The following is a 26558-nucleotide window of genomic DNA, read 5'->3' as shown; positions in this document are numbered from 1 at the left end:
CACAACTCCAGGAAGCTGCACCATGATCAAACCAACACCCAATCCCCCCGAAACCCCAGACATATCGCCCTACGAATCGCTGGAATCCAAGAAATTCCACGAAGCCGCCGAACGCGCCCTCGACCACCACTTCAAACCGCGCACCGAATCCCAACCCAAACGCGAAACCGGCCTCTTCAGCCTCACCCCCGGCACCGACGCCGAAGCCCTCATGGCCAACGCCTCCGAAGACCTCCTGTCCATCAGCGCCATCGCCTGCGACCTCGCCGACGACCTCCACGGCTCCCGTCGCTCGGTTGCACTGGCCCTGAGCAGAATGGCGGATGGGGTGCGATTGATGGTGGAAGGGACGCTCGACCACATTGAATTACGGGAGTGTCGAACTCGGGGTTGATAGCCAAAAGATGACGAAGGGCGGTATTAACGCCCTTCTTCAATTGATCGCACTAATAGCATTTACTCGAAGCGATTGGCTCAGCCACTTCAGACTGAAGTCGCTTGGCAGCACTGAGACCTGACTCGTAGCCCTTGTCGGCGGCAAGCTGATAACAAGCCAAGGCACGAGGGATATCCTTCTCGCCGAGATCGCCACTCTTCCAATAGTCGCCAAGCGAAACGATTGCATGCGCTGAGCCCATGGAGCTGGCGCGAATCAGTTCTTTCTCCACATCGGCTGGCCGCTGGCACGGCCCACTTCCAGCCGTGTCATTGCCAAAACAATAAAAGCTTGCCAGCCCCTCAGCTCCACCAGGTGAATTGACCGCTGCCGCTTTGAAAAGAGCTTCAACTTTGCTGTATTCCAACTGCGGAGCCATACCCGACAGACTCAGCCTAGCGGCAGTCTCGCTGGCAATAGGATCGCCTGAAGCAGCCGCACACAGATAATTTTCCAATGCAGCCTCAAAAAGTTCTCCTGTCAGACGGTATTGCTCAAGACCACCCAAGCCAGCAAATCCTTGCGCACGCTGTGAGCAGAAATTTTCCTCACGACTCAATGAGCGCGTGCTGGCTACAGAAAGCTCCTTATCGGGAATTGACCAATCCTCAACCCCCTCAAGCGCCCAGCAGGCGTTGCGCGAAAAATTGAAGATCTTGATATTGCTGTTTCCGGCACGTTTATCCACAACGTCAACGTGACGATCATCCACCTTCTCGATTTCTATCCCTTCAACTTTCCCATCCGGCACCACAGCCATTAAGGGAAACGCCATGTCGCGTCCCACCTCTGCAGTAACGTGAGTCACTATCCGCCCTATATCCGAAGTCCCCTTCAACACCAAGAGTTTCACCGCTTGCGCAGTCAGTCGCTTTTGCGATTCGGCATTAGCGGAGAAGGCTGGAAGAAACTGGGCGAAGTCTTGCGTTGGACACGAGCCACGTCCAAATGCAGAGCCACTACCGCTATCGGACGCGATATTGTCCAGAAACACCGACCGATCACGGCTCATGCTGGCGATGCAGTTGTTCACCGCTGCCACATGCGTCGAAGAACCCAGTTCTGCCTCCAACGCATCGATCTGGCAATCGGCATCGCGCAGTTTGATCCAAGCGCGCTGAGCCTCCTGAACCGTTGCCTTTTGGCTCGCCGCAAGAACTGGATCGGTTTGATACCCACCCTCGAGCCGAACCATCAGTTCTTGATAACTGGTATTCAACTGCTTATCTGCAGCAACCTTGGCACTCACAGAACATCGTTCACTCTGTGAGTTAGTAGTGATATCGGCACATGCATCGTCAGCAAATGCATGTACCCCCAACAGAGATAAACCACCAATCAGCACGGCGGGCAGCACCGGAATAAGATATTTACTCAAGGCAAATTCCAACAACAATATTTTGCGAAAGTGTTATTTTTAAGTCGTGCCTATTCTTCAAGGGAGATAGCCATTTTCAGAGTAGATCCATTCAGATAAACGATTGCTTCGCGCCCATTAATATCGACAGGGGTAGGATTCTGGATCATTCCTTCATCACTAGCCTTCGCAATTTTTGTTAACGTCTTATCTGCAACATTGGCACGCCAAATAGTTTCATCACCGTTCTTGAAATAAAACGTCGGCCGTGACTTGCTCCAAATCGGAGCATATATATTCCAACCGGCCTCGGGCCGACCAGCCTGCGCTATCGTTTCATACCCTGAGGTGTGCGAGTAGTACGCTTGCAATTTTCCATAATCACCACCCCAACCGAATGTCAAACCACTAACAGCATTTTCATCAGTATTTGGCCACTGCTGAAACAACAAACTACTTTCAACCGGCGGCAGCTTGGAGCCGAGTTTATAAACCATCCCTCGCAACTGATTTTTCGAAAGCTGCTGTCGATAGTAAAACGACCCGTCCAGAATTCCCGAAAACCTTTTGCCTTCGTCATTCGACCCCAGACTCAGAGCACCATCAAAACCGATATCTTTCGCAATCGTGTGCAGCACTTGCCTGTCATTGCGATCAACGTACTCATAAAGATTGCCCCTGTACGCAATCATCGCTGGATCAAAATGCCCTTCAAATACGATGACATGCAACATGCCTGAGATTGTTTCGGCGGAGATTACAAATCGTTCGACAACCCCCTTTTCATTGGGAAGCCATGCTAAATCAACGACCTTCCATGAGCGCTCAGACTGCGTATATGGCTTATCGCCCAACATCAACTTAATATCTTTCTGGGTCGGCCTAGGCGCAATAGGGATCGGCGACAGAAACTGTATCTGCTGAGCATAAGCATCCTCTAAACACTCAATTGACTCACAAGAGTTACGCTCCGACTCCAACCAATCGCTTTCGATTATTTGAAAAGCCCGTCGACTCTTTAACGGCTTGAAAAATTCATTCAACTTTTCATCCATTATGGACAAAGAGGGAGAATTACAAATTTTCTTTTCTACGTCCGTTGAAGCCTTGCCGCAATCGAAACTCGCGGAATGCGCAACCGTACTAAAAAGCAAAAAAGCTAGCGATAAAATCCCAGAAACTGAAAATATGTTTCTCATTGATTCAGCCATTAATGAAGTCTCAGCGGGTGATATAAATTTCAAATGTTAAACCTTTCGGCGCGCGACAATTAGGCTCTTCCCATCGCATTTCGTCGGGCGACGCTAGCATTGACCATAAAGAATCAAGGCGTGGAATATAGCTAGACAAGGGTCGGATTAAGCCAAACAAAATCCGCTCCCTTTTATTGCCAAGGCTATCTTTAATTATTTAGAGCCAATCATTTTATCAATATAGGTCTTTATCAACCCTGCATTAACGTAAAGAAAATGTTGCTCCTCACCTTCTTGATACCCTTCCATTCCACTCAAGTTCTTATCAAACCTGACAACCTTATTCACAACCAATTTATTGCCCGCACTTTTTTCATACCCATAAACTTGATAAAGGGTTCCGTACGTTCCAATTCCTCTACTCGTGATTTCCCAAGAAACCAAAACAAGTACATTCTTCTTGCCTTTTACTGGATAAAAGAAAATCGACTCGATTTTTGGATCCGAGCCTGCCACATCATATTTATCGACAAGGCTTCTATTTTTTTTATTATCGGCACCAACAACATCCAAAACCAAAGAAACCGGAAATTCTGCGTTACCTGTCTGCAAGAAGGAGAGTTCCCCTCCCTTTAGAACATTAGTTTTAAACGGGCCCTGAATCACTCGCCCCAGAAGGTAACCCACATCTTGGGCATTACTGGAGTTTGCTATAAGCAAAACGAAAGCAAACATGAAAAAGCGTAACATTAGCGAATGACCTAATATTGATATTCATTTGCGCAGCAAGGGCTTGGAATCTGTTATTCCTGCAAGCATGCCAAACTAATAAATCCGTACCGTTACCCCCGCGACGCCACTTCCCACGCCTATCAAGCCGACTGCACCAGAAATATTACGCTCTAGGGCTAGCGCTGCGTTCGCAACAACTTCGAGGCATAAACAACTGCGGCTCATTCGTGCAGTCACCGCCCAGATTTCCAGATAGTTCGCATGAAGGCCCAGACAAAGTGCAAAAAAATGGGTAACATCTATAAAAATCTCTCCTCGAGCAAAAAAACAGCGTCCTTTTCTTGAACCCCTTTCTTTATCCCTCTTACTCAAAAAACAAGGGGGGACAGATAAAATAAAGATCCCCCCTCTTTACTACAAATCAGGCAAAGTTTTATCTAAATAAACAGAGCGATCCAGACTCATTCGCGCGACGCAGTTATTCACAGTAGTTACATAAGCTGGCTGCCCAACTTCTACTTCAAATGCCTCAAGAGCACAATTCGTATCACGTAGTTTCAGCCACGCACGCTGAGACTCTTTCAGCTTTTTCATGAATTCGTCGTGAAGATTAGCGTCAGCTTGATATTGAGATCCAACCCTTTTTATTAAATCCTTATAGCTACTATTAAGCTTCGCATCTGCAGACTCTTTCGCATGCTTTGCGCAGACATCTACTTGTTGACTGGTAGAAATATTAGCACAGTCCGGTTGTGCCGCAGCACCTGACAAGGGGATCAAGAGAGCAGAAAAAATGAATAGATTTCTCATATATTTTCCTAACGATTTTTTCTCAGATAAGCAGCACGTTTTCGACCTTCTTCGTACTGTCTAATTGTAGGATTGTTCTCGATATAGCTTATTAACTGATCAACATCATCCTTCATCCCTGCCTTCATTGGATTTGCCCCTTTTGTGAACCCCTGGTATACAAAATCCACCAGAATATCTTTAACGATCTGGCTTAATGCATCCCACTCCAGACGCTCTGAGAAAGGAGTCGTCCAGTGATTATAGTTTGCAATTGCCTTAGCAACATATCCCGGATAAATCAAATCAAATAGAGCTTCTTGCTGCTCAAGCGTTATCGTTCCTATATCGGCGCGATTCTGAGCCACGAAGTTTCTTGCATTAGTCCCCTTATACTGCCGAGCTTTAGATATCTTCGTAGCTTGAGCATCATCTACCCCAGCAGCGATCATATGATTGTATATTTCCGTTTCGGATCTAAACCCCATATCATATCCACGCCCTAAGGTAACCCCTGACAAGTCATTTCCCGGCCAGTGAATATGGCGGCTGAAAAACGGTGAGCCCGGGATGTCATTGCCTTCAGCATCATAGGTAATTTGACCAGCCTTTGATGCGTCCTTTGCTAAGAAGTTTCCGATCATTGCGATCGGATGAAAATGCCAAATAACTCCATCACCAAGACCCTTTTCTTGAATAACTGGGTCATCCCAAAAAACCAGCTTATCAATTCGTTCCTTTTCTAACTTAAGAATCGCCGGAGATCCTTCAAGAAGCTGGTTTAGACGACTCCATTTTGCAGATTCTGATTTTTCCTTCCACTCAGTGGGATGGCATGCGACCAACTTAGACCAGTGTTCTCGAAACTCTGCATTTTTCATTGCTTCAGGAAAATCTTCTGGCGTCACCTTGTCATCGTGATTGCCAAATTTATCCAGATCATCATATAGCTCTTGGAAAAAAGGTGGCATTTCATCAGGATCTAAAAAACCGTCAGAATTCGAATTGCTTTCTTTTACAACACGAAAGCCCAGCTTTTCCCAGTCATGCTGAGTTACGAGCTTTGCTTCTGCCTTCTTTATTAACCCTTTAATATCTTGACCGTTTTCCTTAACAGATACTTCGTACCATTCAGTAGGGTCTTTAAATATCGGAGACTTGCTCAACTCAACACAATGATCCACTTCCAGCGTCACACTTCCTACCCCGGGAGTTTTTTTGGTCAAAACAGTACCAGAGGGTAGGTGAATATATCGTTTTCCCTTTTTTATACCAGCCGTGTTTTTCAGAAAATCGTCGACTTTTGGATCAAGTGTAAAAATCTCTAAATGAACTTGATGCTTACGGGCTACTCCCCCATTAGGCCCAGCCAAGACCTCATTCAAGCCAAGGTATCCAATCGTGTCTCCCGCTTTAATTTTCATATTCATTGGTACAACTGCATCAAAACTCGCCGGCGTTAACTCCTGCCATTCGACAACACGATTTGGACTTACATCCTCTACGCACGCCCAAAAGCTTGACGGCACAGCTGTACTTTGATTTTTTAGTCCGGTGGGTGGATTCGAGGAGCTCGGAATAAATACACACTCGGCCATCCTAAGCAGTTTTCCATTAAGCTTAAGATTGAGGATTTTCGAACTATCGAATTCGATAATACTATTAGTGCTCAAGACCATGGAGCTGCCTTTTTTCGCTCCGGCGTTGGCTCCATCAGTCAATGTAGCAGGTGCATTCCGTAAGACAAGACCACTACCAGTGACTTTTGCACGAACTTTACCTTGCCAATACCCAGGTTTCGAACGAGCAATAGTTCCTCCACCCTGTTCTAGCGGGTAATGCTGAAATGGCAGCAAATGCATGTACAAGCTGTAGAACGTCAGCGTGTTATTCGTACTAGGTGTAACCTCAGTATTTGGCGGAGATTTGTAATCATGCCGCACTAAACAAAAAGAGCTTGAGTACTTAAGCTCACCCTCACCCTCGAATTCTGATTTCTCGTAATCTTTGTTCAGGCGGTAGGCGACGACCACTCCATCAGCCATACAGCGAATAGGCTCATCACTAATGCATTGAGGAGCGCTGGAACTACTTATATGAATCCCCCCATGCCAAAATTTGTGACTACCTAGAAGGTAATTGCCTGAAGTTTCACCTTGGATTGCAGAAAAAATCTCTTCCGCATCTTTATACCGTCCGCCACCGGGTTTTCGGAACGGAAACTGAAAATTAAGAAGGCTAAACACAGTTGATTCAGGTGTTGCTGAGCTCGGAGCAACAGTCTGTTGCCCCCACCAGACCTCTGGACTAATAAGGTTGCCGTTCGGATCCTTCATTTGATAGTGAACATGGCGTGGGTACTGAGTTACGCCATTCGGCCCTTTCCCCCCCATAGTGCCAATTTCATCACCCGCCGCAACGGTAGATCCCTGACTTACAACGTGGCTGCTTGTATGCAGAATCTCGTGGCTATTGCCATCCGCATCTTTGATTTTTATCGTCCCGTAATTCCCACCGGTAAATGTTACGGTACCGGCTATTGGCGCATAGACTTTGGGGTTCTCCAGATTTATCCCGTTTTGGCCACCAATATAATTAAAATCGGTCCCTCCGTGAGGGCCACTCGCACGCTGCTCGCCATAAACTCCTGTAATATGAGGTTGGTGACCATCAACTGGCGGCAGAACACGGAGCATCACTTCATTGAAAGACATATAATTTCCTTATTAAACTTCTATCAAAGTGAATAATCTTGAATTTCGTCCAAAAACCAACACCCTTCCAACTTAAACACATAAAAAACCTGGTAATCGGTATCCGGCCTCTCTATTTTTATTTTAGCAACACCGTTGAAATTCTCTAAGACTGTCACTTCAACGCCGGCGGCAACTCGTTTCTCTTTTCCGAAAATTACTGGAAACACTACCTGATTCTTATCCAGCAGGACTGTTTTTTGCTCAGGTTCAGGCTCAGCATCTACAGTAATTATTTTTTTTAACGGAATATGGGTAAATTTCTGTTGAACGGAAGGATTTTCCAGATAAACAGAGAGAAACTCTGAGAACGTCGTCGATGGACAAGATTTTAAATCAGCTCCGCTTACCATTGCGCAGTTTGAAAGAAATGCAAACATTGACATTATCAATGCAATAAAAAATTTACGTTGGCAGTTCATGTATCAACCCCTTTAGACAAATGAGTGATCACTCAGAAAACACAAAAAAAGCCTTCGGCTTAACCTTCTCAGGCACCGCATTCCCCAACGCCTGATCCATCAAACTCCCCGCCTTATCCTTATCTGCCGCCCCCGGCAGCACCGGCGGTTTAATCCCGATGCCAGTCCCACTCCCCGGCGACCCACCGGCATTAATCTTCACCACCGGCCCAACCACGGTCACACCACCACCATCGAGCTTGATGAAACTGCCGCCGCCGAGAATCGTCAGCTCCGTCCCCGCCTCAATAACAATCTTGTCCCCAGCCTTTAGGTGAATCTCTTTCCCCACGCTGGTCAGTTGTGCCGTGCCCAGCTTCACATGCTGGTTCTGCCCAACCGTGAGGTGATCATCCAGCTTCGCTTCAACCTTGCGGTCGGAGATCGTGGTGCGGTGCTCTTCGGCCTTGAGCTCGGTGTAGGTGTTCTTCACCACGGTGTCGTGACGTTCATTCCCGACGCGGATTTTCTGGTCGTGCTCGATGTTTTCATCCCAGTCGCGCTGGGCGTGGATGTAGATCTGCTCGGCGCCTTTTTTGTCTTCAATGCGCAGTTCGTTGTACCCGCCGCCCCCCGGGGAGCTAAGGGTCTTGAACACGCTGCGGGTTTTGTTCGCCGGCAGGGCGTACGGCACCGGGTTTTCCTTGTGGTACAGGCAGCCGGTGACGAGGGGTTGGTCGGGGTCGCCTTCGAGGAAGGTGACGAGGACTTCCATGCCGATGCGCGGAATGCTGATCGCGCCGTAGCGGTCGCCGGCCCAGGAGCTGGAGACGCGCAGCCAGCAACTGGTTTTGTCGTCGGCCAGGCCTTCGCGGTCCCAGTGGAACTGGACTTTGATGCGGCCGTATTGGTCGCAGTGGATTTCTTCGCCTTTGGGGCCGGTGACCATGGCGGTCTGGCTGCCGAGCACGCGCGGTTTCGGGTGTTCGAGGGCCGGGCGGTAGAACACGTCCCACGGGGTGGCGAGGAAGGTGTTGCGGTAGCCCTGGTGGAAGTCGTCCTTGTTGTCGGTGGTGTCGCTGGTCACGCCTTCTTCGAGGACTTGCGGCTGTTTGCCTTCGTGGAAGATTTCGGTGAGCAGCCACAGGTCGTTCCACTCGCTACGCGGGTGGTCGGACAGGGCCATGAAGTGGCCGCTGACCAGTTTGGTCTGGTCGCCGCGACCCTCGGCTTGGCGGTAGTCGGCGCGGTGGCGTTCGAGGGCGCGCTGGCTGAGGAACTTGCCGCGTGCGCGGTCGATGAAGCGGCCCGGGTAGTCGTAGTCTTCGAGATCCGGTTCAGTGCTCTCGCCATCCGGCTTGTAAGCCGCTTCCATCTGCAGGCGCGGTTTTTCGAAGTCGTAGTCGCGGCGCGTGGTGCGGCTGGTGCGGGTTTCCAGACGCAGTTTGAAGCCTTTGATCACCGGCTCTTCGGCGACCATGCCGCTGCCCTGTATGTAAGCAGTCGGCTGGCCGAGGTCGGGGAACACGGTCTGGTCATCACCGAACACCAGCAGATGGCCCTTGTCGCTGTGCTGGAAGTGGTAGTGAATACCCTCCTCTTCGCACAGGCGCTGGACGAAGTGCAAATCGGTTTCGTCGTACTGCACGCAGTAGTCGCGATCCGGGCACGGCTGGCTCAGCTGGAAGCTGTAGGCGTTGCCCTTGATCCCGTGTTCGTCGAGGATCAGCGCGATGATTTTCGGCGCCGACATCTGCTGGTAGATGCGCTGGTTGGTGCGGTGATGCAGGTATTGCAGTTGCGGCACCAGCGAGACCTTGTAGCGGGTCAGGCGCTTGCCGGCATCGCCTTGGGCGACGCGGTAAATCTGGCCGTGAATGCCCGAGCCCTGCGGATCGAATGCGAGGAACGCCTGCTTGTGCAGGAGCTTTTCCAGGTCCAGATCGGGGTTTTCGCTGACCAGTTCGAGGTCGAAGCGAAACGGCTGGCTGATGCCTTCGGTGCCGGTGAACGACAGCACTTGCAGGTCGCCCACGTAGTCTTCGACCTTGAGGCTGAAGTGGGTTTCGTTAGCTGGGTTGAACATAAAGCGCTCCCTGTTCGAATGTCGTCCGTTACGCCCGAAGTCGCAACCGTTGCAGCCAGGACGAAGTGGCGCCCAAGGCGTCACGCAATTGATCGGCAGTGATGGTGCGTTCTGCCGCATTGAAGCTCAGCGCGGTTCGCAGCGCTGGCCAGCCGTGTTTCGGTAAGTTCGCCGGGGCTTGCAGCTCGCGCTCCAGGTGCTCATCGCGGGCCTGGGTCGAGGGCAAGCGGCGGAACGGGTGTTTGCCGCTCGCCAGTTCATAGATCACGCAGGCCACGCCGTACACGTCCGCGCTGGCCGACAACGGTTGGCCCTCAAGCAGTTCGGGGGCGGCGTAGCCCGGGGTCCAGGCGTTGAAACGCTCGCGGCTCAGGTGTGGCAGGCCGGGCAACACGCCCTCGTCTGCCTGGCCGAGACCGAAGTCGAACAGGCGCAAGCCGTCTTCGCTGAGCATGACATTGCTCGGCTTCATGTCACCGTGCAGCACGCCGCGACGGTGGGCGTAGGCCAGCGTATCGAGCAGCGGCAGCGCGATGTCGCGCGTTTCTTTCCACGGCAGGCCCAGAGGCCGCTCGCAGAGCAATTTGTCCAGGGTCAGGCCACGCATGTATTCCATGGTGATGAAGGCCCGCTGGCAATCGGTGTCGACTTCAAAGGTGTGTGCACGCACGACGTTGTCGTGGCGCAGGCGTCGGGTCAGGGCGAACTCGCTGTAGAGCAAGGCACTGGCGTCCGGCGATTCGGCAAATTCTTCGCTGAGAATTTTCAGCGCAATGTAAGGATCGGGATCGCCGAACTGCTCGTGCAGCAGATCTCGGGCCCGGTAGACCGCACCCATACCGCCCGCCCCGAGCAGACGCTCGAGGTGGTAGCGGCCGGCGAGTACGTCCGGCAATGCACCGATGCTGGCCTTGGTCGGCGCCAGCAACGGCTCGGCGTTGTTTGCCTTGGCGAAGGCGAAGTAGGTCAGGTTGCTGGCCTGCTCTTCGCTCATCAGCAAGTCATCGACTGAGGATTCGATTTCAGTCATTGGCGGATCACCACGGCAGTCAGGTTGTCCCGGGCGGCGCCACGCAGGGCGCCGTCGAACAGACGTTCCAGCGCCACATGCGGCGCGCTGAGGCTGAGGGCGTTGCCCAGGACATCGCTGCTCAGGCCCTGATACAAACCATCGCTGCACAGCAAAAACGCATCGCCCGGATAGACCTCGAGTTCGAGGACATCCAGGGTCAGCTGTTCGGCCGCACCGACGGCTCGGGTCAACGCCTGAGCCGCCGGGTGCGCTGCCGCCTGTTCGACGCTCATCTGTTGCTCGTCGATCAGTTGCTGTTGCAGCGAATGGTCTTTGGACAGCTGATACAGCCGCTGCCCACGCCACATGTAACAACGGCTGTCGCCGGCCCAGATGCAGGCCGCGCGGTTGCCTTCCACCAGCAGCGCCACAACGGTGCTGCCCATGATGCTGTCGTGGCGCCCGGCGGTGACCGTCAACTCCTGCCCCAAACGCCGGTTCAGCCAGTGCAGGCACTGGCGGATGGCTTTGAGGCGCTCGTCGAAGTCCTCGTGTTGCGGCAGTTCAGCCAGGCTGGCGACGATCAACTGGCTGGCGATGTCGCCACCCTGATGACCGCCCATGCCGTCCGCGACCACCCACAGCCCCTGCTGTGGCGAGTCGAGGAAGGCATCTTCGTTGCGCGCCCGCACCTTGCCCGGGTCGGTACGCGCCGCGCTGCGCCAGGGACTGGCCACCAGCATCAGAGCTGCACCGGCATACGGAAGGTACGCAGCACGCCCATGTCGAACGGGTTCGGCGTGCGCTGGCTGGTCAGCAGGTAGTTGGCACGCAGGCCACCCACGTCGGCTTTCAGCACCAGCACGTCGCGACCGGTCAGGTACTCGGTCTGCATCAGGTCGAACAGACGGAACAGCGACCATGGGCCGGAGTTCTTCTCGATACCGATCGGACGCCCGGCCATCTTGTCCATCACTAGGCTGGTGCGACCGTCTTCAGCGTCGGTCGGCCACTTGAACGTCATCGGCAGGATCGGACCGTGGCGGTACTCCATGGTCTTGTCGCCGAACTTGAACTCGGAACGGCTCACCGCCGGATCGAGGGTGTACGGCTCCAGTTTGAACTGCACGGTCGGCTCGGCCGGGTTGATCGAGAAGAAGCTCTGGCGAATGGTCAGGGCTGCTGCCATCTGGTCGAGGTACATCTTCGACACCGGCAGGCTGTGACCGTCGACGCTGCGCATCCGGTAGTTGCCCGGATCACCGCTGACGAACGGACGCATGTAGCTGTCGAAGAAGCGGTCGACGGTGCCTTGAGCCCGGAAGAACTCGCGGAAATCGCTGATCGCTACGTCGCTGGTGCTGCTGGCGCTGAACGGATAACGCTTGCTGATGGTTTTGCCATACACGCTGTACAGCTCGTTCTGATAACGGCCGTTCAGGTATTGGTAAGCATCGTTGAGCACCAGGCGCCACGAGTCTTCGGCCAACACGTTGAACCACACGCTCAGCGGACGCGGCAGGCGACCCGAGGCCGCACGCAGGTTGGTCAGCGCATCACGCTGGCCGCTCATGCGGGTTTTCGCCATTTCGAACGCGGCTTGTTCCGGCGTGCTGGAACGGGCCAGACCGGACAGTTGCAGTTGCAGGTCGTTGAGCGCGCTGATGGCCGGGGTCAGGTCAGCGGCCGGGCCGTTGTTGTCATCGAGCAAGCGATGCAGCGGCTCGAAGCGCCGTTGCAGCGACTTCTTCGCGGTGTCCGGCAGGCTTTTCGCCACGGCCATCGCCGAAGCCTTGTCCGCCACGGCAGACGCCAGTTTGCCGACCTTGCCCAGTTTGCCCTTCTGCCCGGCCAGTGCATCGGCAGCATCACCGGCTTCATCCACCGGATCGGCGGCGGCCGGGAAGCGCGTGTTCTCGCGCACTTCCGTGAGCAATGCCAGCACCGGCGAGTTGGCCGAAGTCAGGCCCGCCAGTTGCTCGGCGCCTTCACCGGCGTCGCTGATCGGCGGCAAGGCCACCTGGCCAACGGCCTCGCTCCAGTAGTTGGCGTAATCGCGGAAGTACAGTTGCTCCAGTTCGACCATCAGGCGACGCAAGTCCATGTCGCTGATGCCCGCACCTTCGCCCAGCACCCAGTTGTCACGCAGGATGTCGGTGACCAGCGCCGAACCCTGTACCGAGAAATACTGCTGATAACCCTGCTGGGTGTAGAAGCCCGGGATCACGTATTCGGTGCCGATGAACAGCGAGCCCTGCGGGCCGAGGTGTTGGCTGAAACGGTATTCCGGCAGGTTGCGCGCCTGCTCGCGGAGCATGCGGTAGACCACGGTGGCCAGCGATTCGGCGCGCAGCACTTGGCGTGCCTGAGTCACCAGTTGATCGTTCAGCGGGTAGATGAACGGCTGCCTCAGCAGGCGCTCAAGGTGGGTGTTCAGACCATTCTGCACCGCGGTGTTGCCGGTGTAGCGCTGCGACCAGTCAGTGGCGACCCAGTCCTTGAGCCACACGGCGTCACGACGGTCTTTCATGTTCAGCATCAGGTACGCACGCAGGCTGTTGAGCAGCTTGTCGCGGTCCTTCATGTTGGCGCGGATCTGCCCTTCGAGCATCGTCGCGACCCGTGGCAGCAATTGCGCTTCGAGCTCATGTTCGTAGGCTTGCTTGACCACCGGATTGACGTCTTCGCCCTGATACAAGCCGCCACGCTCGTGGTACGAAACGTCGCCTTTTTTCGGGAACACCTGAGTCGCGGCGTAGCTGGTGTCGAGGGTTTTCAGCACGCCCATCGCGTCATCACGCGGGGTCAGCGCCGAACGCTGCTGAGTCCAGTTCTGCGCCAGCGTGCGCAGGTTTTCCAGACGCTCATAGTTGGCCGAGAAACCACCGGCCCAGAGCATGCCGAACAGCGCCAATGCCGCCAGTGCGCCAACGTACAACGCACGCTGACCCCAATGGATGCGGCTGCGCTCACGCTTGTCGAGGCCGGCCAGATCCGACTCCGGGAAAATCACCCGGCTGAACAGATGATGGATGAAACGCGAACGGCCACTGCGCAGGGTCGGCAGCACACCGGCATTCAAGCCGAGGTTGGCGCCGATGCCGGCGGTGGTCGCGTCCATTTCCTGCGTCAGGTGCGGAGCGCTGGTCAGGTAGAAACCCCGCAGCAGCGACGCGCGCTGATACCGGTTGCCAGTGAACGCCATGTCGACGAACAGGCACAGGCGCTCGCCGATCTGCCCCAGTTGATGCGGGAAGTCGAGGATGCGGCCACGGCGCTGGGTATCGCGCTCGGAGTGCATGCGCATGATCACCTGATTGTTCAGGCGCCGCAGCAGCTCTTCGAATTCGCCGCGCAGTACCGCGACGTCGGTGCCGACCTGATCCTTGCGGAAACTGGTACCCAGCACCTGATCGCTTTCTTCGCGGGTCAGTTGATCGAAGAACTCGTCGAAACCGAGCAGCTTGTCAGCCTTGCTCAGCACCAGATACACCGGCACATCGACGTGCAGTTTCTGATAGATGTCTTGCAGACGACCCCGCACCTGGCGCGCCAGGGTGTCGACTTCCTGTTCGCTGACCCCGGTGAGCGATTCCACTGGAATGGTCACCAGCACACCGTTCAACGGACGCCCGCGACGACGCTTGCGCAGCAGTTCGAGCAAGGTGTTCCAGGCACTGCCGTCGACTTCCGCATCCGGCTGCGTGGTGTAGCGCCCGGCGGTGTCGATCAGCACACCGTGATCGGCAAAATACCAGTCGCAATGACGGGTGCCGAGGGTGTCGCGGGTCAGCTTGCGCTCGATCTTGTTGATCGGGAATTCCAGCCCGGAGAAGTCCAGCAGGCTGGTTTTGCCCGAGGCCTGCGGACCGATCAGCAGATACCACGGCAAGTCGCTGCGCCAGCGCTCGCTACGGCCGCGATACAGGCTCGAAGTCTTCAGGGTTTTCAGCGCGTCCTTGAAACGCGCCTTCAACTCTTTCTGCTCATCTTCGATCAGTTCGTCACGGCGGATGCGATCCTGGCCGTCTTCGGTTTCCTCGACGGCTTTCTTGCGGATACCGGCGCGCCAGCTGACGAAGACCATGGTCAGGCCCCAGATCAGGAACAGCACGGCGATGGTCAGCAAGCGGGAAGTCGAACCTTCCCAGAACTTGTAGTCATCGACCGCCAGCAACGGGCCGACGAACCACACCAGCAGCGCCACGAACAGCACCAGCAGCAAGGTCCAGACCCAGGTCTGGCGCAGGAAGGCGCCGACTTTCTTGAAAAACTTTTTCATCACACGTCCCTGTTTACGGCTGCGACTGCGGTTGCACCGCGGCCGGATCAAGCGGCTGATAAGGTTGCAGAACGGTGTCGCGCTGCTCGCCCAAAACCCAGGCGAAGCCCGAATACATCACCACCAGACAGACCAACGTGAACAGCACCACCATCCACGCCGGCACGATGCGCACCAGGTTGCGGCGCTGATCATTGAGGCCTTCCCAGTGCGGCGACAGCTCGCGCGGCACGTCGCCCCGCAACTGACGGATCTGCCGGTACAGGGCGTCGCGGATGCCTTCGAGTTCGAGCATGCCGCGGGCCTGCACGCGGTACTTGCCCTCGAAACCGAGGGACAGGCACAGGTACATCAGCTCGAGCATCGGCAGGTGTTTGACCGGGTTTTTCGACAGGCGATCAAGCAGTTGGAAGAACTTCTCGCCACCGAAGGTCTCGTTGTGGAAGCTGCTGAGCAGGCTCATCTGCGACCACTCGCTTTCGTTGCCCCACGGCGTGGTCACCACAGCTTCGTCGACCACGGTGCAGAGCACGTAACGGGCGGCCATCACCTGGCTGCTTTCGGCGCCGTTGTGCAGCGCGCGCACTTCAAACAGCTTGAGCCCGGCGGTCAGGCGCTCGTTGAGCGCGTAGAGGTCTTCGCGGGTTTCGCTGTGCTTGAGGCGCACCACTTCCGAGAGCAGCTCGGACGACGCCGCCACCAGCGAATTGAGGCTGATGTTGAAGGCTTCCGCCGGGCGCAGGCGCGCGGCGTAGATCATCCGTTCTTCCAGTTGCTCGAAGCGCGGCGGCGCGGCGAAGTCGGTCAGCGGACTGGCTGCCGGTCCGTGGCCCTGACGATCGAGCAGGACGGTTTTGTCGTCCTGGTTGTAATCCGTTTCCTTGATCATGTCGGTCAGTTCCTGATGGCCCAGAATTTCAGTTCAAGCTCGGCGAATTCGCCGGACACGTGGAACGCGAAGCCGCCGGAGCGCTCGAGTTGCGCCAGGTCTTCGGAACTGAGTTCGAGGATGAAGTAGGTTTTGTTCGAGTGGAACGCGATCTGCCGCGGGGCCACCGGCAACGGTTTGACCTTGATCCCCGGCAGGTGCAGGTTGACCAGTTGGCGGATACGCTCCACCGGGCCGACCTTGAGGTGCGCCGGCAAGCGGTGGCGCAGTTCTTCGGAGTCGCAGTTGGCACTCGCCGCCAGCACGAACGACGCCGAGCCGAGCAGTTTGTGGTCGTGCAGCGGCGACACGATGATCCCGTACTGACGCGCCTGCAGGATCAGTTCGATGGCGTGCTGTTCCAGCACCATCGACAGCACCTGACGAATCGCTTCCATCAGTTTGCGAAAGCTTGCGCCCTGATCGGCGTGGGAATAGCGGCTGTCCAGACGCGGGCGTTTGCTGTCGCTGGAGAAGGTCGCCAGATCACCGAGCATGGTCAGCAGCGTGCGATACAACTCTTCCGGATGCACCTGCTCCAGACCGAGGTAGTGGCGCAGCAGCAGTTCGGTACGGTTGATCAGTTGCAGCATCATGAAGTCGCCGACTTCCGCGCCACCGACCTTGCCGTTGGAGCGTATCCGCTCGGCGATCGTGTCGCCCCGGTGGTTGAGCATGCTGATGACTTCTTTCAGGCATGACAGCAGATAGCTGGACGCGTGGGCCTGGATGTAGGTCGGCACGAAATCGGGGTCGAGGCTGATCACGCCGTCCGGCGTGGTGTCGAGCACGTCGCAGATCTTCAGCTTCACGTAGGCCTGATCGCTCTGCTGCTCGCCGAGCAACAGTTTGAAGTCCGGGCGACCGCAGCTGACCTGGCTGGCGGAATCGTCGCCGGCGTTGGAGTCGGCCACTTCGGCGTCGTACGCGGTGTAACGCGCGAGCACGTCGGACTGCTCCGGACGGCGCGCTTCGATGTGGTTGCCGGTGACCAGCGGCAGCGCCAGGTAAATCGGCGTGTTGCCGGTGTTCGGCGGCACGTCCAGCGCCAGCGGCTCGGTGTTGCCGCCGAGTTCGAACAGGCTGCCGTCCGGCAGGATCCCCGAGGCGGCACTGATTACCAGTTTGCCCATGTTGAGGAACTGCAGGTCGATCTCCAGATTAAGGAAACCCCAGGTGTAGCCACCCAACAACTGGGTGCGAGTTTTCATCTGGTGATCGTAATAGCGATCGTTGTGCTGGAAGTGCTGCGGGCGCAGCAGCATGCCTTCCTGCCAAATGACTTTATGGGTATTCATGTTCAGTCATCCGCCTTGGCGAGCGCTTCATGGGTGTTGCGGATACCGGCCTGATCCAGGGTCAGATCGGCCTCGGTCAACTCCAGCGGGGTGACCTGCACGGTGTAGCGCCACTTGGTTTCCGGCAGGTCGCGGTACGCAGCGAGAACGCCGACGTAGCGGCTGCCCTCCTCCACGCTGAGCTTCATTTCCACGGTTTCACCGGGGCGCAGTTCAAGTTCTTCGCTGGCCACCAGATCCGGGTTGAGGGATTCCTTGGCGCGTTCGTAGAGGCTGAAGAAATCAGCGTTCTCGAAGGTCACCGGGTGCTTGAGTTCGAACAGGCGCACGACGATCGGCGAAGGACGGCCGTTGAGGTCCGGGTTGAGCTGATCGCTGCCGGTCAGCTTCAGGTTGATCTTGGTCACTTTCGAGTACGGCGACAGCGACGAGCAGCCGGCGAGCAGCACCAGCACGGTGAGCGCAGTCAGCGTCTTGAAAAAAGCGGTCGAGCGGCGAGACATGCGCATCATCCTTGGTGGTCGGTGTGTAGGGTGGAGATCAGGCGGATCTGTTCTTCGTAGGCCTGGGCGAAATCGCGGGCCAGCAGACGCTCGCTCCAGTCATCGTCCTGACGCAGGGCCTGGTGGTACCGGCCGAAGGCTCTCCAGCGTCCGCCCGAGGTGGCGATCAACGGCTTGTTGTCGCGTTCGAAACGCAGGGTCAACTGTTCTGGCGAGAAGTGCTCCAGGGTGCCGCGCACGGCGGCGCGGCTGGCGGTGAGCAAAGCCACCTGATGCGCCTGCAGATCACGGAACGCCCGAGAGATTGCCTGCTCGGCCGGCAGATGACCGGGCTTGTGCGGCTGTAACAGAATCTCCAGCGCTTCGCTCGGATCGACGGCGAATTTCAGCGGGTTCTTGTTGGTGCCTTGCACGGTGGTCTGGGCCAGACGCAGTTCGTTTTTCAGCTCCGAACGGGTACGCAGGCTCTGCTGCAAACCGCCGATGCTCTGGCGCAGCAGCCGCGCGGCGTTCAGCGCCAGCGCTTCGCGGGCGTCGTGATCGAGGCCTTTGACATCCACGCCCAGTGCCGCGCCGAAATGCTCCCAGAAGCCTTCGCTCTGACGCTCGACGACCTTCGGGGCCGGAGCTGGCTCGGGTTCAACCGGGGCGACCAGCTCGGGCACCATCAGGCTTTCCATGTCGATGCGCGCGTAGTCGGCACGCTGACGGGAGTCTTCGGGCTTGGCGGTCGGGGCCAACAGTTCGTCGATTTCCGAATAGACGCGCTCTTGCTGTTCGATGGCATTCAACGGATCAAGATCGAGGAACGCGTCGTCCGGGATGATGCTGCCGGCGGCACGCGGACGGCCGACTTCGCCGTCGAAGGTCGCCGGGTCACGCACCAGCCGTGCACGAATCTCGAAGTCGCCGAGCACGTAGGTGCTGCCGTGCTCGATGCGCACCGGTTCGCCCTTGTGCAGGCGAGCGCCGCTGCCGCCGTCCTGGACGCCGTTGCTGCTGGTGTCGGTGAGGAAAAACGTGCCTTCGCGGTAACTGACAATCGCGTGGTGATTGGACAGGTGACGCTTGCGGTCAGGAATGATCCAGTCGCAGTCCTCGCCCCGTCCGATCACGCCACCAGCCTGTTTGAAGGTCTTCTGGCACAACTCGGTGGGCACGAACTGCTTGGTGTTCAGCATTTCGAAAACCAATTCCATGTTTGATGCTCCTTGCGGTCACTTGCCGCGATTGACCGCTTGCGGATCACCCAACGGGCGATAGTCGTTGTCGTTGAATTTGTAATTGCCGCTGCAGCCGCCAAGGCCGCATAGAACGACGAGGGTCAGCAGGGCAGCGTGCCAGTGACGAACAGACATCAGAGGGTCTCCAGGGGTAGACAAAGCACAAAGCGCCGACCCTTGCGGGCGGCGCTGAAATCAATTCTTTGGGTGGTCTCGAAGGCTCTGCATCGGGGCCTTGAGCCAGACCACCGAGGCGTACGCACCTCCTGTGGCCAGTGAGCAATCTGTGGTGAGGGGACTTGTCCCCGATGGGTTGCGAAGCAGCCCCAAAACCTGATTACCGGTTCTTTCAGGAGAACCGCGTTTGCTGGATTACGACTGCTGCGCAGCCGATCGGGGATGAATCCCCTCGCCACAGAGAAGCCCTTCAAGACAGAAGTTGTGCACACTGCAAGAGCCAGGTTCAGATCAACCATCGAAGTCACCCAGGTTGATATTCAACCGCCCGAGGCGGTACAGCAGGGTGCGGCGTGGCAGGCCCAGTTCGCGGGCGGCGAGGGTCTGGTTGCCGTCGTTCTTGCGCAGGCAGTCGAGCAACAACGTGCGTTCGACCTTTTCCAGGCGTTCGCGCAGGTTCAGGCCGCTGTGGTCTTCGGGGATCGGCTCCATGCGCAGGGAGAAATGCTCGGCGAGCAACTCGCCGCCCTCGCACAACAGCACCGCGCGTTCGACCAGCGCCTTGAGTTCGCGCACGTTGCCGGGGAAGGTGTAGCCGGCCAGATGTTCCAGCGCCGCGCTCGACCAGCGCACCGGGTCGCGCTGCAAATACGCGCAGGTCTTCTCGGCGAAGTGCAGAGCCAGTTCCAGAATGTCTCCTTCGCGCTGGCGCAGGGCCGGCAGTTCGATCGGAAATTGCGCGAGGCGGTAATACAGGTCCTCGCGGAATTTGCCTTCGCTGACCAGCGTCGACAGATCGCGGTGCGTCGCGGCGATGATCCGCACGTCGATCTTGTGGGTGTCGTTGGAGCCCAATGGGCGAATCTCGCCTTCCTGCAACACGCGCAATATCTTCGCTTGCAGTGACAGCGGCATGTCGCCGATCTCGTCGAGCAACAGCGTGCCGCCATTGGCCGCATCGAACAGCCCCGCACGGTCGCGGTCGGCGCCGGTGAACGCACCTTTGCGATAGCCGAACAGCTCGCTTTCCAGCAGGTTTTCCGGGACTGCCGCGCAGTTCTGCACAATGAACGCCTGAGAGCGACGCGGGCCGCAATCGTGAATCGCCCGGGCCACGACTTCCTTGCCGGTCCCGGTTTCGCCGCGCAACAGCACGGTGTATGGGCTGTGCAGGACTTTGCTGATCAGCGAATGGGTCTGGCGCATGGCGGCGCTTTTGCCGATCAAGCCATAACCACTGATGCTCGGCACGCTGCGCGCCACCGTGGCCGACTCGGCCAGCGGCTGGCGCAGACGCTGCAGCAAGTGCAATTGACCGAGCACGAACGAACCGAGCTGACCGAGCGAATCGGCAAAGCCTTGCAGGTCCACGCGACGCCGACTGGCGCACAGCAACAAGCCTTCGACCGCTTTGTGCTGATTGACCAGCGGCACGCACAGCAGCGATTGCCACGGTGTGGTCACGGCCGGCAGGAAACTGGTCTCGTGCAGGCTGCCGCTCAGGTCGTCCAGGCACACCACGCGGTTCTGGCACAGGGCAAACTGCAGCAGCTGCTCACCGTTGTAGTCCGCCGGCAGGCTGGTGGCGGCGCGCGGTTGCAGCGCGCCGTCGAGGCATTCGGCGTTCATCCCCAGGCAGGTATGGGTGGCGTCGAGCAGGTACAACTGCGCCAGTTCGCAACCGCTCAGCTCGGCCAGGCCACGCACGAAGTCACTCAGCAGCGCAGCACCGTCCGCCGCGCGCGACAGACTGGCGAACTGCGCCAGCAACGCTTCGGCATAGACCAGTGGCTGCGGCACTTGAGTGAACATCACACCCACCTCAGGCGAACTCGCACGTCACGCTGGCGTTGCCATCGAGCGTGGCATGCACACGCTTGAGGCTTTCACCGGTGGCCATCGCATCGAGCAGGCGGTCAGCCACCAGCGGCAGCACGTGCTGATCGAGCAGATGGTCGATCAGGCGCGCGCCGCTTTCGCTTTGCGTGCAACGCTCGGACAGGTGATCGACGAGGTTCTGGCACCAGCTGAAATCCAGCTGACGGCGATTGAGGCGCTCGCCGAGACGACCGAGTTTGATCTCGATCAGCTCGCGCAGCACCGGGCCGCCCACCGGGTAGTACGGCACCACTTTCATCCGCGCCAGCAGCGCCGGTTTGAAGTGCTTGCTCAGCACCGGGCGAATGGTTTCTTCCAGCAGCTCGGCGGTCGGGCGGGCGCCGTTTTCGCAGAGGTCGCTGATCTTGTCGCTACCGAGGTTCGAGGTCATCAGGATCAAGGTGTTGCGGAAGTCGATTTCGCGACCTTCGCCGTCGTTGGCTACGCCCTTGTCGAAGATCTGGTAGAACAGGTTGAGCACGTCCGGATCAGCCTTTTCGACTTCATCGAGCAGCACCACCGAATACGGCTTCTGCCGTACCGCTTCGGTGAGCATGCCGCCCTCGCCGTAACCGACGTAGCCCGGTGGCGCACCGATCAGGCGCGAGACGGTGTGCTTCTCCTGGAATTCGGACATGTTGATGGTGGTGATGAAACGGTCGCCGCCGTACAGCAGGTCAGCCAGGGCCAGTGCGGTTTCGGTCTTGCCGACGCCGCTCGGGCCGACCAGCAGGAACACGCCGACCGGTGCATCCGGTTTGTTCAGGCCCGCAGCAGTGGCGCGCATCGAGCGATCCAGCGCGTGCACGGCTTGCTCCTGACCACGGATGCGCGTGCGCAGGTCAGTGGCAAAACTCGCGACCTTGGCGTTGTGCTCGCGCGCCAGTTGCGCCAGCGGCACGCCGGTCCAGGCGCTGATCACTTCGGCCACCAGACGCGGGCAGACTTCGAAGCTGACCAGACGTTCTTTGACTTGAGCAGCGGTCAGGGCGCTGTGGGTCTGGTGCAGTTCGGCTTCCAGCGCTTCGACGCTCTGACCTTCCTCGACCTCGGCGGCGATGGTTTCGATCACGGTGCCTTCGGCGTCTTCTTCAACACTGACGGTCGGCTCGACGGCGGCGGCTTCGCGGGCCTTGGCCAGTTGCTGACGCAGTTCCAGCAGGCGCTCTGCCAACTGCTTCTGTTCGGTCCACAGGGTTTCCAGCGCGACCATTTCGCTTTCCGCTTCGTCCAGCCGCGCTTCCAGTGCGTCCAGCGCTTCGTGGTCGATCAGCAGACCGGCCTCGGCATCGCGACGCAGGGCCTGACGCTGACGACCACCTTCGGCCAGCTCGCCACGCAGGCGCTCAAGGCTTTCCGGGGCAGCGGCGAGGCTGATGCGTACGCGGGCACACGCAGTGTCGAGGACGTCGACGGCTTTGTCCGGCAGCTGGCGACCGGCCAGATAACGCGCCGACAATTCCGCCGCCGAGACCACCGCGTCATCGCGCAGGTAGATGCCGTGGCTCTTCTCGTAGACCTGCGCCAGACCACGCAGGATGGTCACCGCTTCACTGACGGTCGGCTCGTGCAACTGCACCGGTTGGAAACGACGGGCCAGCGCCGGGTCTTTCTCGAAGTATTTCTTGTACTCGGCCCAGGTGGTGGCGGCGATGGTGCGCAGCTCGCCACGGGCCAGCGCCGGTTTCAGCAGGTTGGCCGCGTCGGAACCGCCGGCATTGCCGCCCGCGCCGATCAAGGTGTGGGCTTCGTCGATGAACAGGATGATCGGTTTCGGCGAGGCTTTGACCTCATCGATCACGCCTTTGAGACGGCGCTCGAATTCACCTTTGACGCTGGCGCCGGCCTGCAGCAGGCCCATGTCCAGCGACAGCAGCTCAACACCCTTGAGCACCTGCGGCACTTCACCGGCAGCGATGCGCGAGGCCAGGCCTTCGACGATGGCGGTTTTACCGACGCCGGCTTCACCAACCACGATAGGATTGTTCTTGCGGCGACGGGCGAGAATGTCGACCATCTGCCGGATCGCGCCATCGCGGCACAGCACCGGGTCGAGTTTGCCGTCGCGCGCCTGTTGGGTCAGGTTGTGAGTGAAACGCTGCAGCAGCGATTCACCCTGCGCCGCCGGCTTGCCGTTGGCGGCCGGTTGCTCCTGTTGCGACAGGGCAAATTCCTTCAGGCGATCAATGTTCAACTTGGCGAGCAACGGCTGATAACGGCTGCCGGCGTAGCGCATCGGATTACGCAGCAGGGCGAGGATCAGCGCGGCATCTTCCACCGAGGTCTGGCCCAGTTCGAGGTTGGCCACCAGCAGCGCATCTTGCAGCCACTGCACCAGCTCCGGGGCGAACACCGGGTTGCGCGAGGCGCTGTGTTCAACCCGAGATTGCAGCGCGGCACTCAGTTCACCGGCGTCGACATCGGCATCCTGCAACGCACGCGACAGCAAGCCATTCTGACGTTCCAGCAGCCCCAGCAGCAGGTCTTCGACGAGGATCTTGCTGCCGCCACGGGCCACGCAACGTTCAGCCGAACGCTCCAGATCGCGACGGGTTTCGGCGTCCAGCGCCTGGATGAGTTGTTGCAGGTCTACGTTGATCATGGCTCACGTCCTTAATGAATTTTGCTGCCCAGGGTGACCACGCCGTCTGCTTTTTCGCAGCCCAGCCAACTGGTCCAACCCAGGCGACAGTCGTTCTTCTCACCAATGCGCAGCTCGCGGATTTCTTCCGGGCGCAGCACCAGGCGAATGTCGTAATCGAGCGGGTCACGCAGGGTGAACCGCACCAGCGCGCACAGCGGCTGGTAACCGAAACCGATTGGCAGGAATTCGTGGAATCGCTCCCAGTCGAGTTCGGTGATGTGAATGCGGAATTTGCCGCTGCGGTCGCGCACCTGTTCGCCCAGCACCAGGTCTTCACCGAGCAGGCTGTTGGCGCGACCGAGGCGGTTGCGCTGCTCGTCGAGAATCTCCACGCGGCGTTCGATGCACTGCTCGATGACCAGGTCTTCGTGCTTGAAGTAGTAACGCAGCACCGCTTCGATCAGCGCCGCCGAGTGCGCCCGCAAGCTGAGCAGACCGAGGTACGGCAGCAGGCGCTTCCAGTTCAGTTCCTTGGCCTTGCGGATCTCGTCGCCACCCAGACCGATCAGGGCAAACAGCTGCGAGGAGAACGGGTCGATCGCTCCGCTCTGGAAACTGGCGCGATAGCGGTACTTGCGCCAGATCGGCAGCATCAGCCGTTGCAGGCGATGGTGGAACAGGTCGAGGAAATTGCGCGTCGGGTTGCCGTCCTCGCTGTCGCCCAGGGCCTGCTCGCCGTAGAACGCCGGCAGCGGCGAACCGGAGCCGACCAGGCCGATCAGGTTGAAACGCATGCGCGCGCGCATCTGCCCGTGTTCTTCGAAAAATTCCACGCGATCGACGTCGCTGCGCGGAAAGCCCAGGCTCGGGTTGGCCTGAAACTCCACCTGATCGTACAGATCGTCTTCGCTCAGATACGGGTGCGCCTCGCGCAGCCGGTCGATCACCAGCAGCACGGCCTGAAACAGCGAGTACTCGCGTATTACCTTGGTCAGCCCGCTTAAAGCAGGGGCTGCAGGCCCATACGTGGTGTCCATTGGTACACCTCTCCCTGTGTGCTTTTTACCCGCAGCTCGTGGTACGAATTGAGACTGGCGTAAAGCGCGAAAAACTCGTTGAGAACCGAGGCGAAAACGAACAGGTCGCCTTCGCCGATATACCCTTCCGGATCGATGGTCAGTTCGGTGCGCAGACCGCGTACCGGCAAGCCACGGTGCAGCCGGTCGACGTGGTGGTGCTTGATGTGCTTGAGGCCGCCGAGCAGGCGTTTGCTGACCTTCTCCGCGTGCTGGTCGTAGTAACGCGGCAGGTCGTAGGTTTCGAGAATCACCTTCAACGCGTTGACGTCGGCCAGCGACAGATAGTTGAGCGACATGTTGCTGATCAGCTTCCACAGGAAGTCACGGTTCAGCGGCGGCGCAAAACTCGACGTGGCCGGGGTGATGTTGCGGAAACTGAGGAACTCCGGGGTCTCTTCGCAGGCCATGCAGATGTCGCCGAGCTTGAGCTTGCGCGGCAGGTTCTGGTTGGTGCACATCAGCTCGATCGACAGGGTTTCGTGGGCTTCGGTGTGGCGAATGCCGAAGCTCAGATAAGTGTCGAGGCCGTCGTGCAGCAAGGATGAACGCTGGCGGATGCTGTAATGCGGACGGCTGTTGGGCACGTCGAAACTCGGGTCGTGCTCGAACGATTCGAACGGCACGTACTCCTGATAACCGAGGCCGCCGGGCTTCCAGCCGGTGACGGTTTCCACCGAAAACACGCCGCAGTTTTCCAGATCGTATTTCGCCGGCAGCAGCAGGTATTCATCCTGCTTGCCGTCGAGGCGGATCGGCAGCGCATCGTGGGCGAACAGGTTGGCAATCGGCGTGCAGAACAGCTTCACGTTATCCAGGGTCGGCCGCATGCGCATGATGCCGCTCTTGCGAATGTCGAAACGCAGTTCCAGGCCGCGCATCTGCTTGAGCGTGTCTTCCGGCAGCGCCTTGAGGATGTCCAGACCGTTGACGTCGACGAACAGGAACTTGTCCTGGAAGGCGAAGTATTCCTGCAGGTAGCGATAGCCACGGAAAGTGTTCAGCGGATACGGGATCAACGCTTCTTCTTCGGCAAAGCCCACCGGCTTGACCCGGTCACCGGGAATCTTGAACGCCATCGGCTTGCCGGACACGCCATCGATTGGCTTGCCCGCACCGTCGAGTGGGATCAGTTCGATGCCTTCCAGGTTGCGCAGCAGACTCAGGTACAGCATCTGGCTGATGTAGCGTTCGCCGGCAAAGTGCAGGCGCAGTTTGCTCAGTTCCAGCTCACCGAGGTGACCGTCGGCGCTCATCTCCAGACGCAGGCTGAGCAGCGAACCGTCGCCCTTCACCGAGTAGTTCAGCGCCGCCAAATCCAGCGGCAAGACTTCAGTCGGATAGCAGGTGCGGAAGCGGCAACGCACGTCTTCGATCGGTTTGCTTTCGATCGGCGTATCGCGCTCGACCACCAGCGCCGGCCCGGAACGCTTCAGCGGATCGAATTGCAGAATGCTGAACGCCGGCAGCGGGCGCATGTAGTTCGGCCACAGCAGTTGCATCAGCGAATGGCTGAGCTCCGGCAACTCGTCGTCGAGCTTCTGCCGCAGACGCCCGGTAAGGAACGCAAAGCCTTCCAGCAACCGCTCCACATCCGGATCCCGCCCAGCCTGCCCCAGATACGGCGCCAGCGCCGGACTACGCTCGGCGAAACGGCGGCCCAACTGGCGCAGTGCGGTGAGTTCGCTTTGGTAGTAGTGGTTAAAGGACATGGACTAACTGCCTGATCATGAATTTAAGTGTATTTGCCGCAGTACGTGAACAACTACGACTGATGATCAACTGACCAATAGCCAAGCGTGCGAAACTTCCAGCGCCGCAACTCCGACCAAAGCCAAGGCTAAGCCTTC

General features: G+C 57.9%; 20 protein-coding genes. 1 reads left to right on the top strand and 19 read right to left on the bottom strand.

Going from position 1 to position 26558, the window contains the following annotated elements:
* The first annotated feature begins 22 nt into the window (after positions 1–22).
* Positions 23–394: a DUF6124 family protein gene (locus DBR18_RS02780; protein ID WP_108589168.1), complete on the top strand. Its 372-nt coding sequence runs from the start codon at positions 23–25 to the stop codon at positions 392–394.
* 52 nt (positions 395–446) lie between these two features.
* Here the strand turns inward: DBR18_RS02780 and DBR18_RS02775 are convergent, their stop codons facing one another.
* The 19 genes from DBR18_RS02775 to tssF form a co-directional block, all read right to left on the bottom strand.
* Positions 447–1814 (bottom strand): lysozyme inhibitor LprI family protein, encoded by a 1368-nt coding sequence (locus tag DBR18_RS02775; protein ID WP_108589167.1) that lies wholly within the window; start codon positions 1812–1814, stop codon positions 447–449.
* A gap of 50 nt (positions 1815–1864) precedes the next feature.
* Positions 1865–3004 (bottom strand): lysozyme inhibitor LprI family protein, encoded by a 1140-nt coding sequence (locus tag DBR18_RS02770; protein WP_108589166.1) that lies wholly within the window; start codon positions 3002–3004, stop codon positions 1865–1867.
* Between the two features lie 195 nt (positions 3005–3199).
* Positions 3200–3721, bottom strand: coding sequence for a hypothetical protein (locus tag DBR18_RS02765; RefSeq protein WP_256588500.1), 522 nt, complete (start codon positions 3719–3721; stop codon positions 3200–3202).
* Between the two features lie 411 nt (positions 3722–4132).
* On the bottom strand, positions 4133–4528 hold the full coding sequence (locus DBR18_RS02760) for a lysozyme inhibitor LprI family protein (RefSeq protein WP_108589164.1): 396 nt from the start codon (positions 4526–4528) through the stop codon (positions 4133–4135).
* Between the two features lie 8 nt (positions 4529–4536).
* Positions 4537–7221, bottom strand: coding sequence for a peptidoglycan DD-metalloendopeptidase family protein (locus DBR18_RS02755; protein WP_108589163.1), 2685 nt, complete (start codon positions 7219–7221; stop codon positions 4537–4539).
* Positions 7222–7244: 23 nt separating this feature from the next.
* Complete coding sequence (locus DBR18_RS02750) at positions 7245–7682, bottom strand: hypothetical protein (RefSeq protein WP_146188725.1); 438 nt, start codon at positions 7680–7682, stop codon at positions 7245–7247.
* A gap of 28 nt (positions 7683–7710) precedes the next feature.
* On the bottom strand, positions 7711–9747 hold the full coding sequence (locus DBR18_RS02745; RefSeq protein WP_108589161.1) for a type VI secretion system tip protein VgrG: 2037 nt from the start codon (positions 9745–9747) through the stop codon (positions 7711–7713).
* Positions 9748–9775: 28 nt separating this feature from the next.
* Positions 9776–10777 (bottom strand): serine/threonine-protein kinase, encoded by a 1002-nt coding sequence (locus tag DBR18_RS02740; RefSeq protein WP_027610390.1) that lies wholly within the window; start codon positions 10775–10777, stop codon positions 9776–9778.
* Positions 10774–11502, bottom strand: a complete 729-nt coding sequence (locus DBR18_RS02735; RefSeq protein WP_108589160.1) for a PP2C family serine/threonine-protein phosphatase — start codon at positions 11500–11502, stop codon at positions 10774–10776. Before DBR18_RS02735 ends, DBR18_RS02740 begins: the two co-directional genes overlap by 4 nt.
* On the bottom strand, positions 11502–15041 hold the full coding sequence (tssM, locus tag DBR18_RS02730; protein WP_108589159.1) for a type VI secretion system membrane subunit TssM: 3540 nt from the start codon (positions 15039–15041) through the stop codon (positions 11502–11504). Before tssM ends, DBR18_RS02735 begins: the two co-directional genes overlap by 1 nt.
* 13 nt (positions 15042–15054) lie before the next feature.
* Positions 15055–15930, bottom strand: coding sequence for a type IVB secretion system protein IcmH/DotU (gene icmH, locus DBR18_RS02725; RefSeq protein WP_003229559.1), 876 nt, complete (start codon positions 15928–15930; stop codon positions 15055–15057).
* A 5-nt stretch (positions 15931–15935) separates the two neighbouring features.
* Positions 15936–17267, bottom strand: coding sequence for a type VI secretion system baseplate subunit TssK (gene tssK / locus DBR18_RS02720; protein ID WP_007962327.1), 1332 nt, complete (start codon positions 17265–17267; stop codon positions 15936–15938).
* A gap of 2 nt (positions 17268–17269) precedes the next feature.
* Positions 17270–17770, bottom strand: coding sequence for a type VI secretion system lipoprotein TssJ (gene tssJ, locus DBR18_RS02715; RefSeq protein ID WP_007962325.1), 501 nt, complete (start codon positions 17768–17770; stop codon positions 17270–17272).
* A 5-nt stretch (positions 17771–17775) separates the two neighbouring features.
* The gene (tagH, locus tag DBR18_RS02710; protein ID WP_108589158.1) at positions 17776–18969 is read right to left on the bottom strand and encodes a type VI secretion system-associated FHA domain protein TagH; all 1194 of its coding nucleotides are present in this window, start codon (positions 18967–18969) and stop codon (positions 17776–17778) included.
* A gap of 18 nt (positions 18970–18987) precedes the next feature.
* Positions 18988–19128: a type VI secretion protein gene (locus DBR18_RS02705; RefSeq protein WP_108589157.1), complete on the bottom strand. Its 141-nt coding sequence runs from the start codon at positions 19126–19128 to the stop codon at positions 18988–18990.
* Positions 19129–19461: 333 nt separating this feature from the next.
* Entirely contained in the window at positions 19462–20982 is a 1521-nt protein-coding gene (locus DBR18_RS02695; RefSeq protein ID WP_108589155.1) for a sigma-54-dependent Fis family transcriptional regulator, read from the bottom strand.
* Positions 20983–20992: 10 nt separating this feature from the next.
* Complete coding sequence (gene tssH, locus DBR18_RS02690; protein WP_108589154.1) at positions 20993–23650, bottom strand: type VI secretion system ATPase TssH; 2658 nt, start codon at positions 23648–23650, stop codon at positions 20993–20995.
* An 11-nt stretch (positions 23651–23661) separates the two neighbouring features.
* Entirely contained in the window at positions 23662–24669 is a 1008-nt protein-coding gene (gene tssG, locus DBR18_RS02685; protein WP_003229570.1) for a type VI secretion system baseplate subunit TssG, read from the bottom strand.
* Positions 24633–26420, bottom strand: coding sequence for a type VI secretion system baseplate subunit TssF (tssF, locus tag DBR18_RS02680; RefSeq protein WP_108589153.1), 1788 nt, complete (start codon positions 26418–26420; stop codon positions 24633–24635). The genes tssG and tssF overlap by 37 nt, the downstream gene beginning before the upstream one ends.
* Between the last annotated feature and the right edge of the window lie 138 nt (positions 26421–26558).

Source organism: Pseudomonas sp. HMWF021, assembly GCF_003061005.1.
Classification (GTDB): Bacteria; Pseudomonadota; Gammaproteobacteria; order Pseudomonadales; family Pseudomonadaceae; genus Aquipseudomonas.
This window is presented reverse-complemented; position numbering and strand designations above follow the sequence as displayed.

What these genes read in the sequence shown, in the direction of transcription:
- DBR18_RS02780 (WP_108589168.1), top strand. Translation starts at nt 23, where the DNA reads ATGATCAAACCAACACCCAATCCCCCCGAAACCCCAGACATATCGCCC.
- DBR18_RS02770 (WP_108589166.1), bottom strand. Translation starts at nt 3,004, where the DNA reads ATGGCTGAATCAATGAGAAACATATTTTCAGTTTCTGGGATTTTATCG.
- DBR18_RS02765 (WP_256588500.1), bottom strand. Translation starts at nt 3,721, where the DNA reads ATGTTTGCTTTCGTTTTGCTTATAGCAAACTCCAGTAATGCCCAAGAT.
- DBR18_RS02760 (WP_108589164.1), bottom strand. Translation starts at nt 4,528, where the DNA reads ATGAGAAATCTATTCATTTTTTCTGCTCTCTTGATCCCCTTGTCAGGT.
- DBR18_RS02755 (WP_108589163.1), bottom strand. Translation starts at nt 7,221, where the DNA reads ATGTCTTTCAATGAAGTGATGCTCCGTGTTCTGCCGCCAGTTGATGGT.
- DBR18_RS02750 (WP_146188725.1), bottom strand. Translation starts at nt 7,682, where the DNA reads ATGAACTGCCAACGTAAATTTTTTATTGCATTGATAATGTCAATGTTT.
- DBR18_RS02745 (WP_108589161.1), bottom strand. Translation starts at nt 9,747, where the DNA reads ATGTTCAACCCAGCTAACGAAACCCACTTCAGCCTCAAGGTCGAAGAC.
- DBR18_RS02740 (WP_027610390.1), bottom strand. Translation starts at nt 10,777, where the DNA reads ATGACTGAAATCGAATCCTCAGTCGATGACTTGCTGATGAGCGAAGAG.
- DBR18_RS02735 (WP_108589160.1), bottom strand. Translation starts at nt 11,502, where the DNA reads ATGCTGGTGGCCAGTCCCTGGCGCAGCGCGGCGCGTACCGACCCGGGC.
- tssM (WP_108589159.1), bottom strand. Translation starts at nt 15,041, where the DNA reads ATGAAAAAGTTTTTCAAGAAAGTCGGCGCCTTCCTGCGCCAGACCTGG.
- icmH (WP_003229559.1), bottom strand. Translation starts at nt 15,930, where the DNA reads ATGATCAAGGAAACGGATTACAACCAGGACGACAAAACCGTCCTGCTC.
- tssK (WP_007962327.1), bottom strand. Translation starts at nt 17,267, where the DNA reads ATGAATACCCATAAAGTCATTTGGCAGGAAGGCATGCTGCTGCGCCCG.
- tssJ (WP_007962325.1), bottom strand. Translation starts at nt 17,770, where the DNA reads ATGTCTCGCCGCTCGACCGCTTTTTTCAAGACGCTGACTGCGCTCACC.
- tagH (WP_108589158.1), bottom strand. Translation starts at nt 18,969, where the DNA reads ATGGAATTGGTTTTCGAAATGCTGAACACCAAGCAGTTCGTGCCCACC.
- DBR18_RS02705 (WP_108589157.1), bottom strand. Translation starts at nt 19,128, where the DNA reads ATGTCTGTTCGTCACTGGCACGCTGCCCTGCTGACCCTCGTCGTTCTA.
- DBR18_RS02695 (WP_108589155.1), bottom strand. Translation starts at nt 20,982, where the DNA reads ATGTTCACTCAAGTGCCGCAGCCACTGGTCTATGCCGAAGCGTTGCTG.
- tssH (WP_108589154.1), bottom strand. Translation starts at nt 23,650, where the DNA reads ATGATCAACGTAGACCTGCAACAACTCATCCAGGCGCTGGACGCCGAA.
- tssG (WP_003229570.1), bottom strand. Translation starts at nt 24,669, where the DNA reads ATGGACACCACGTATGGGCCTGCAGCCCCTGCTTTAAGCGGGCTGACC.
- tssF (WP_108589153.1), bottom strand. Translation starts at nt 26,420, where the DNA reads ATGTCCTTTAACCACTACTACCAAAGCGAACTCACCGCACTGCGCCAG.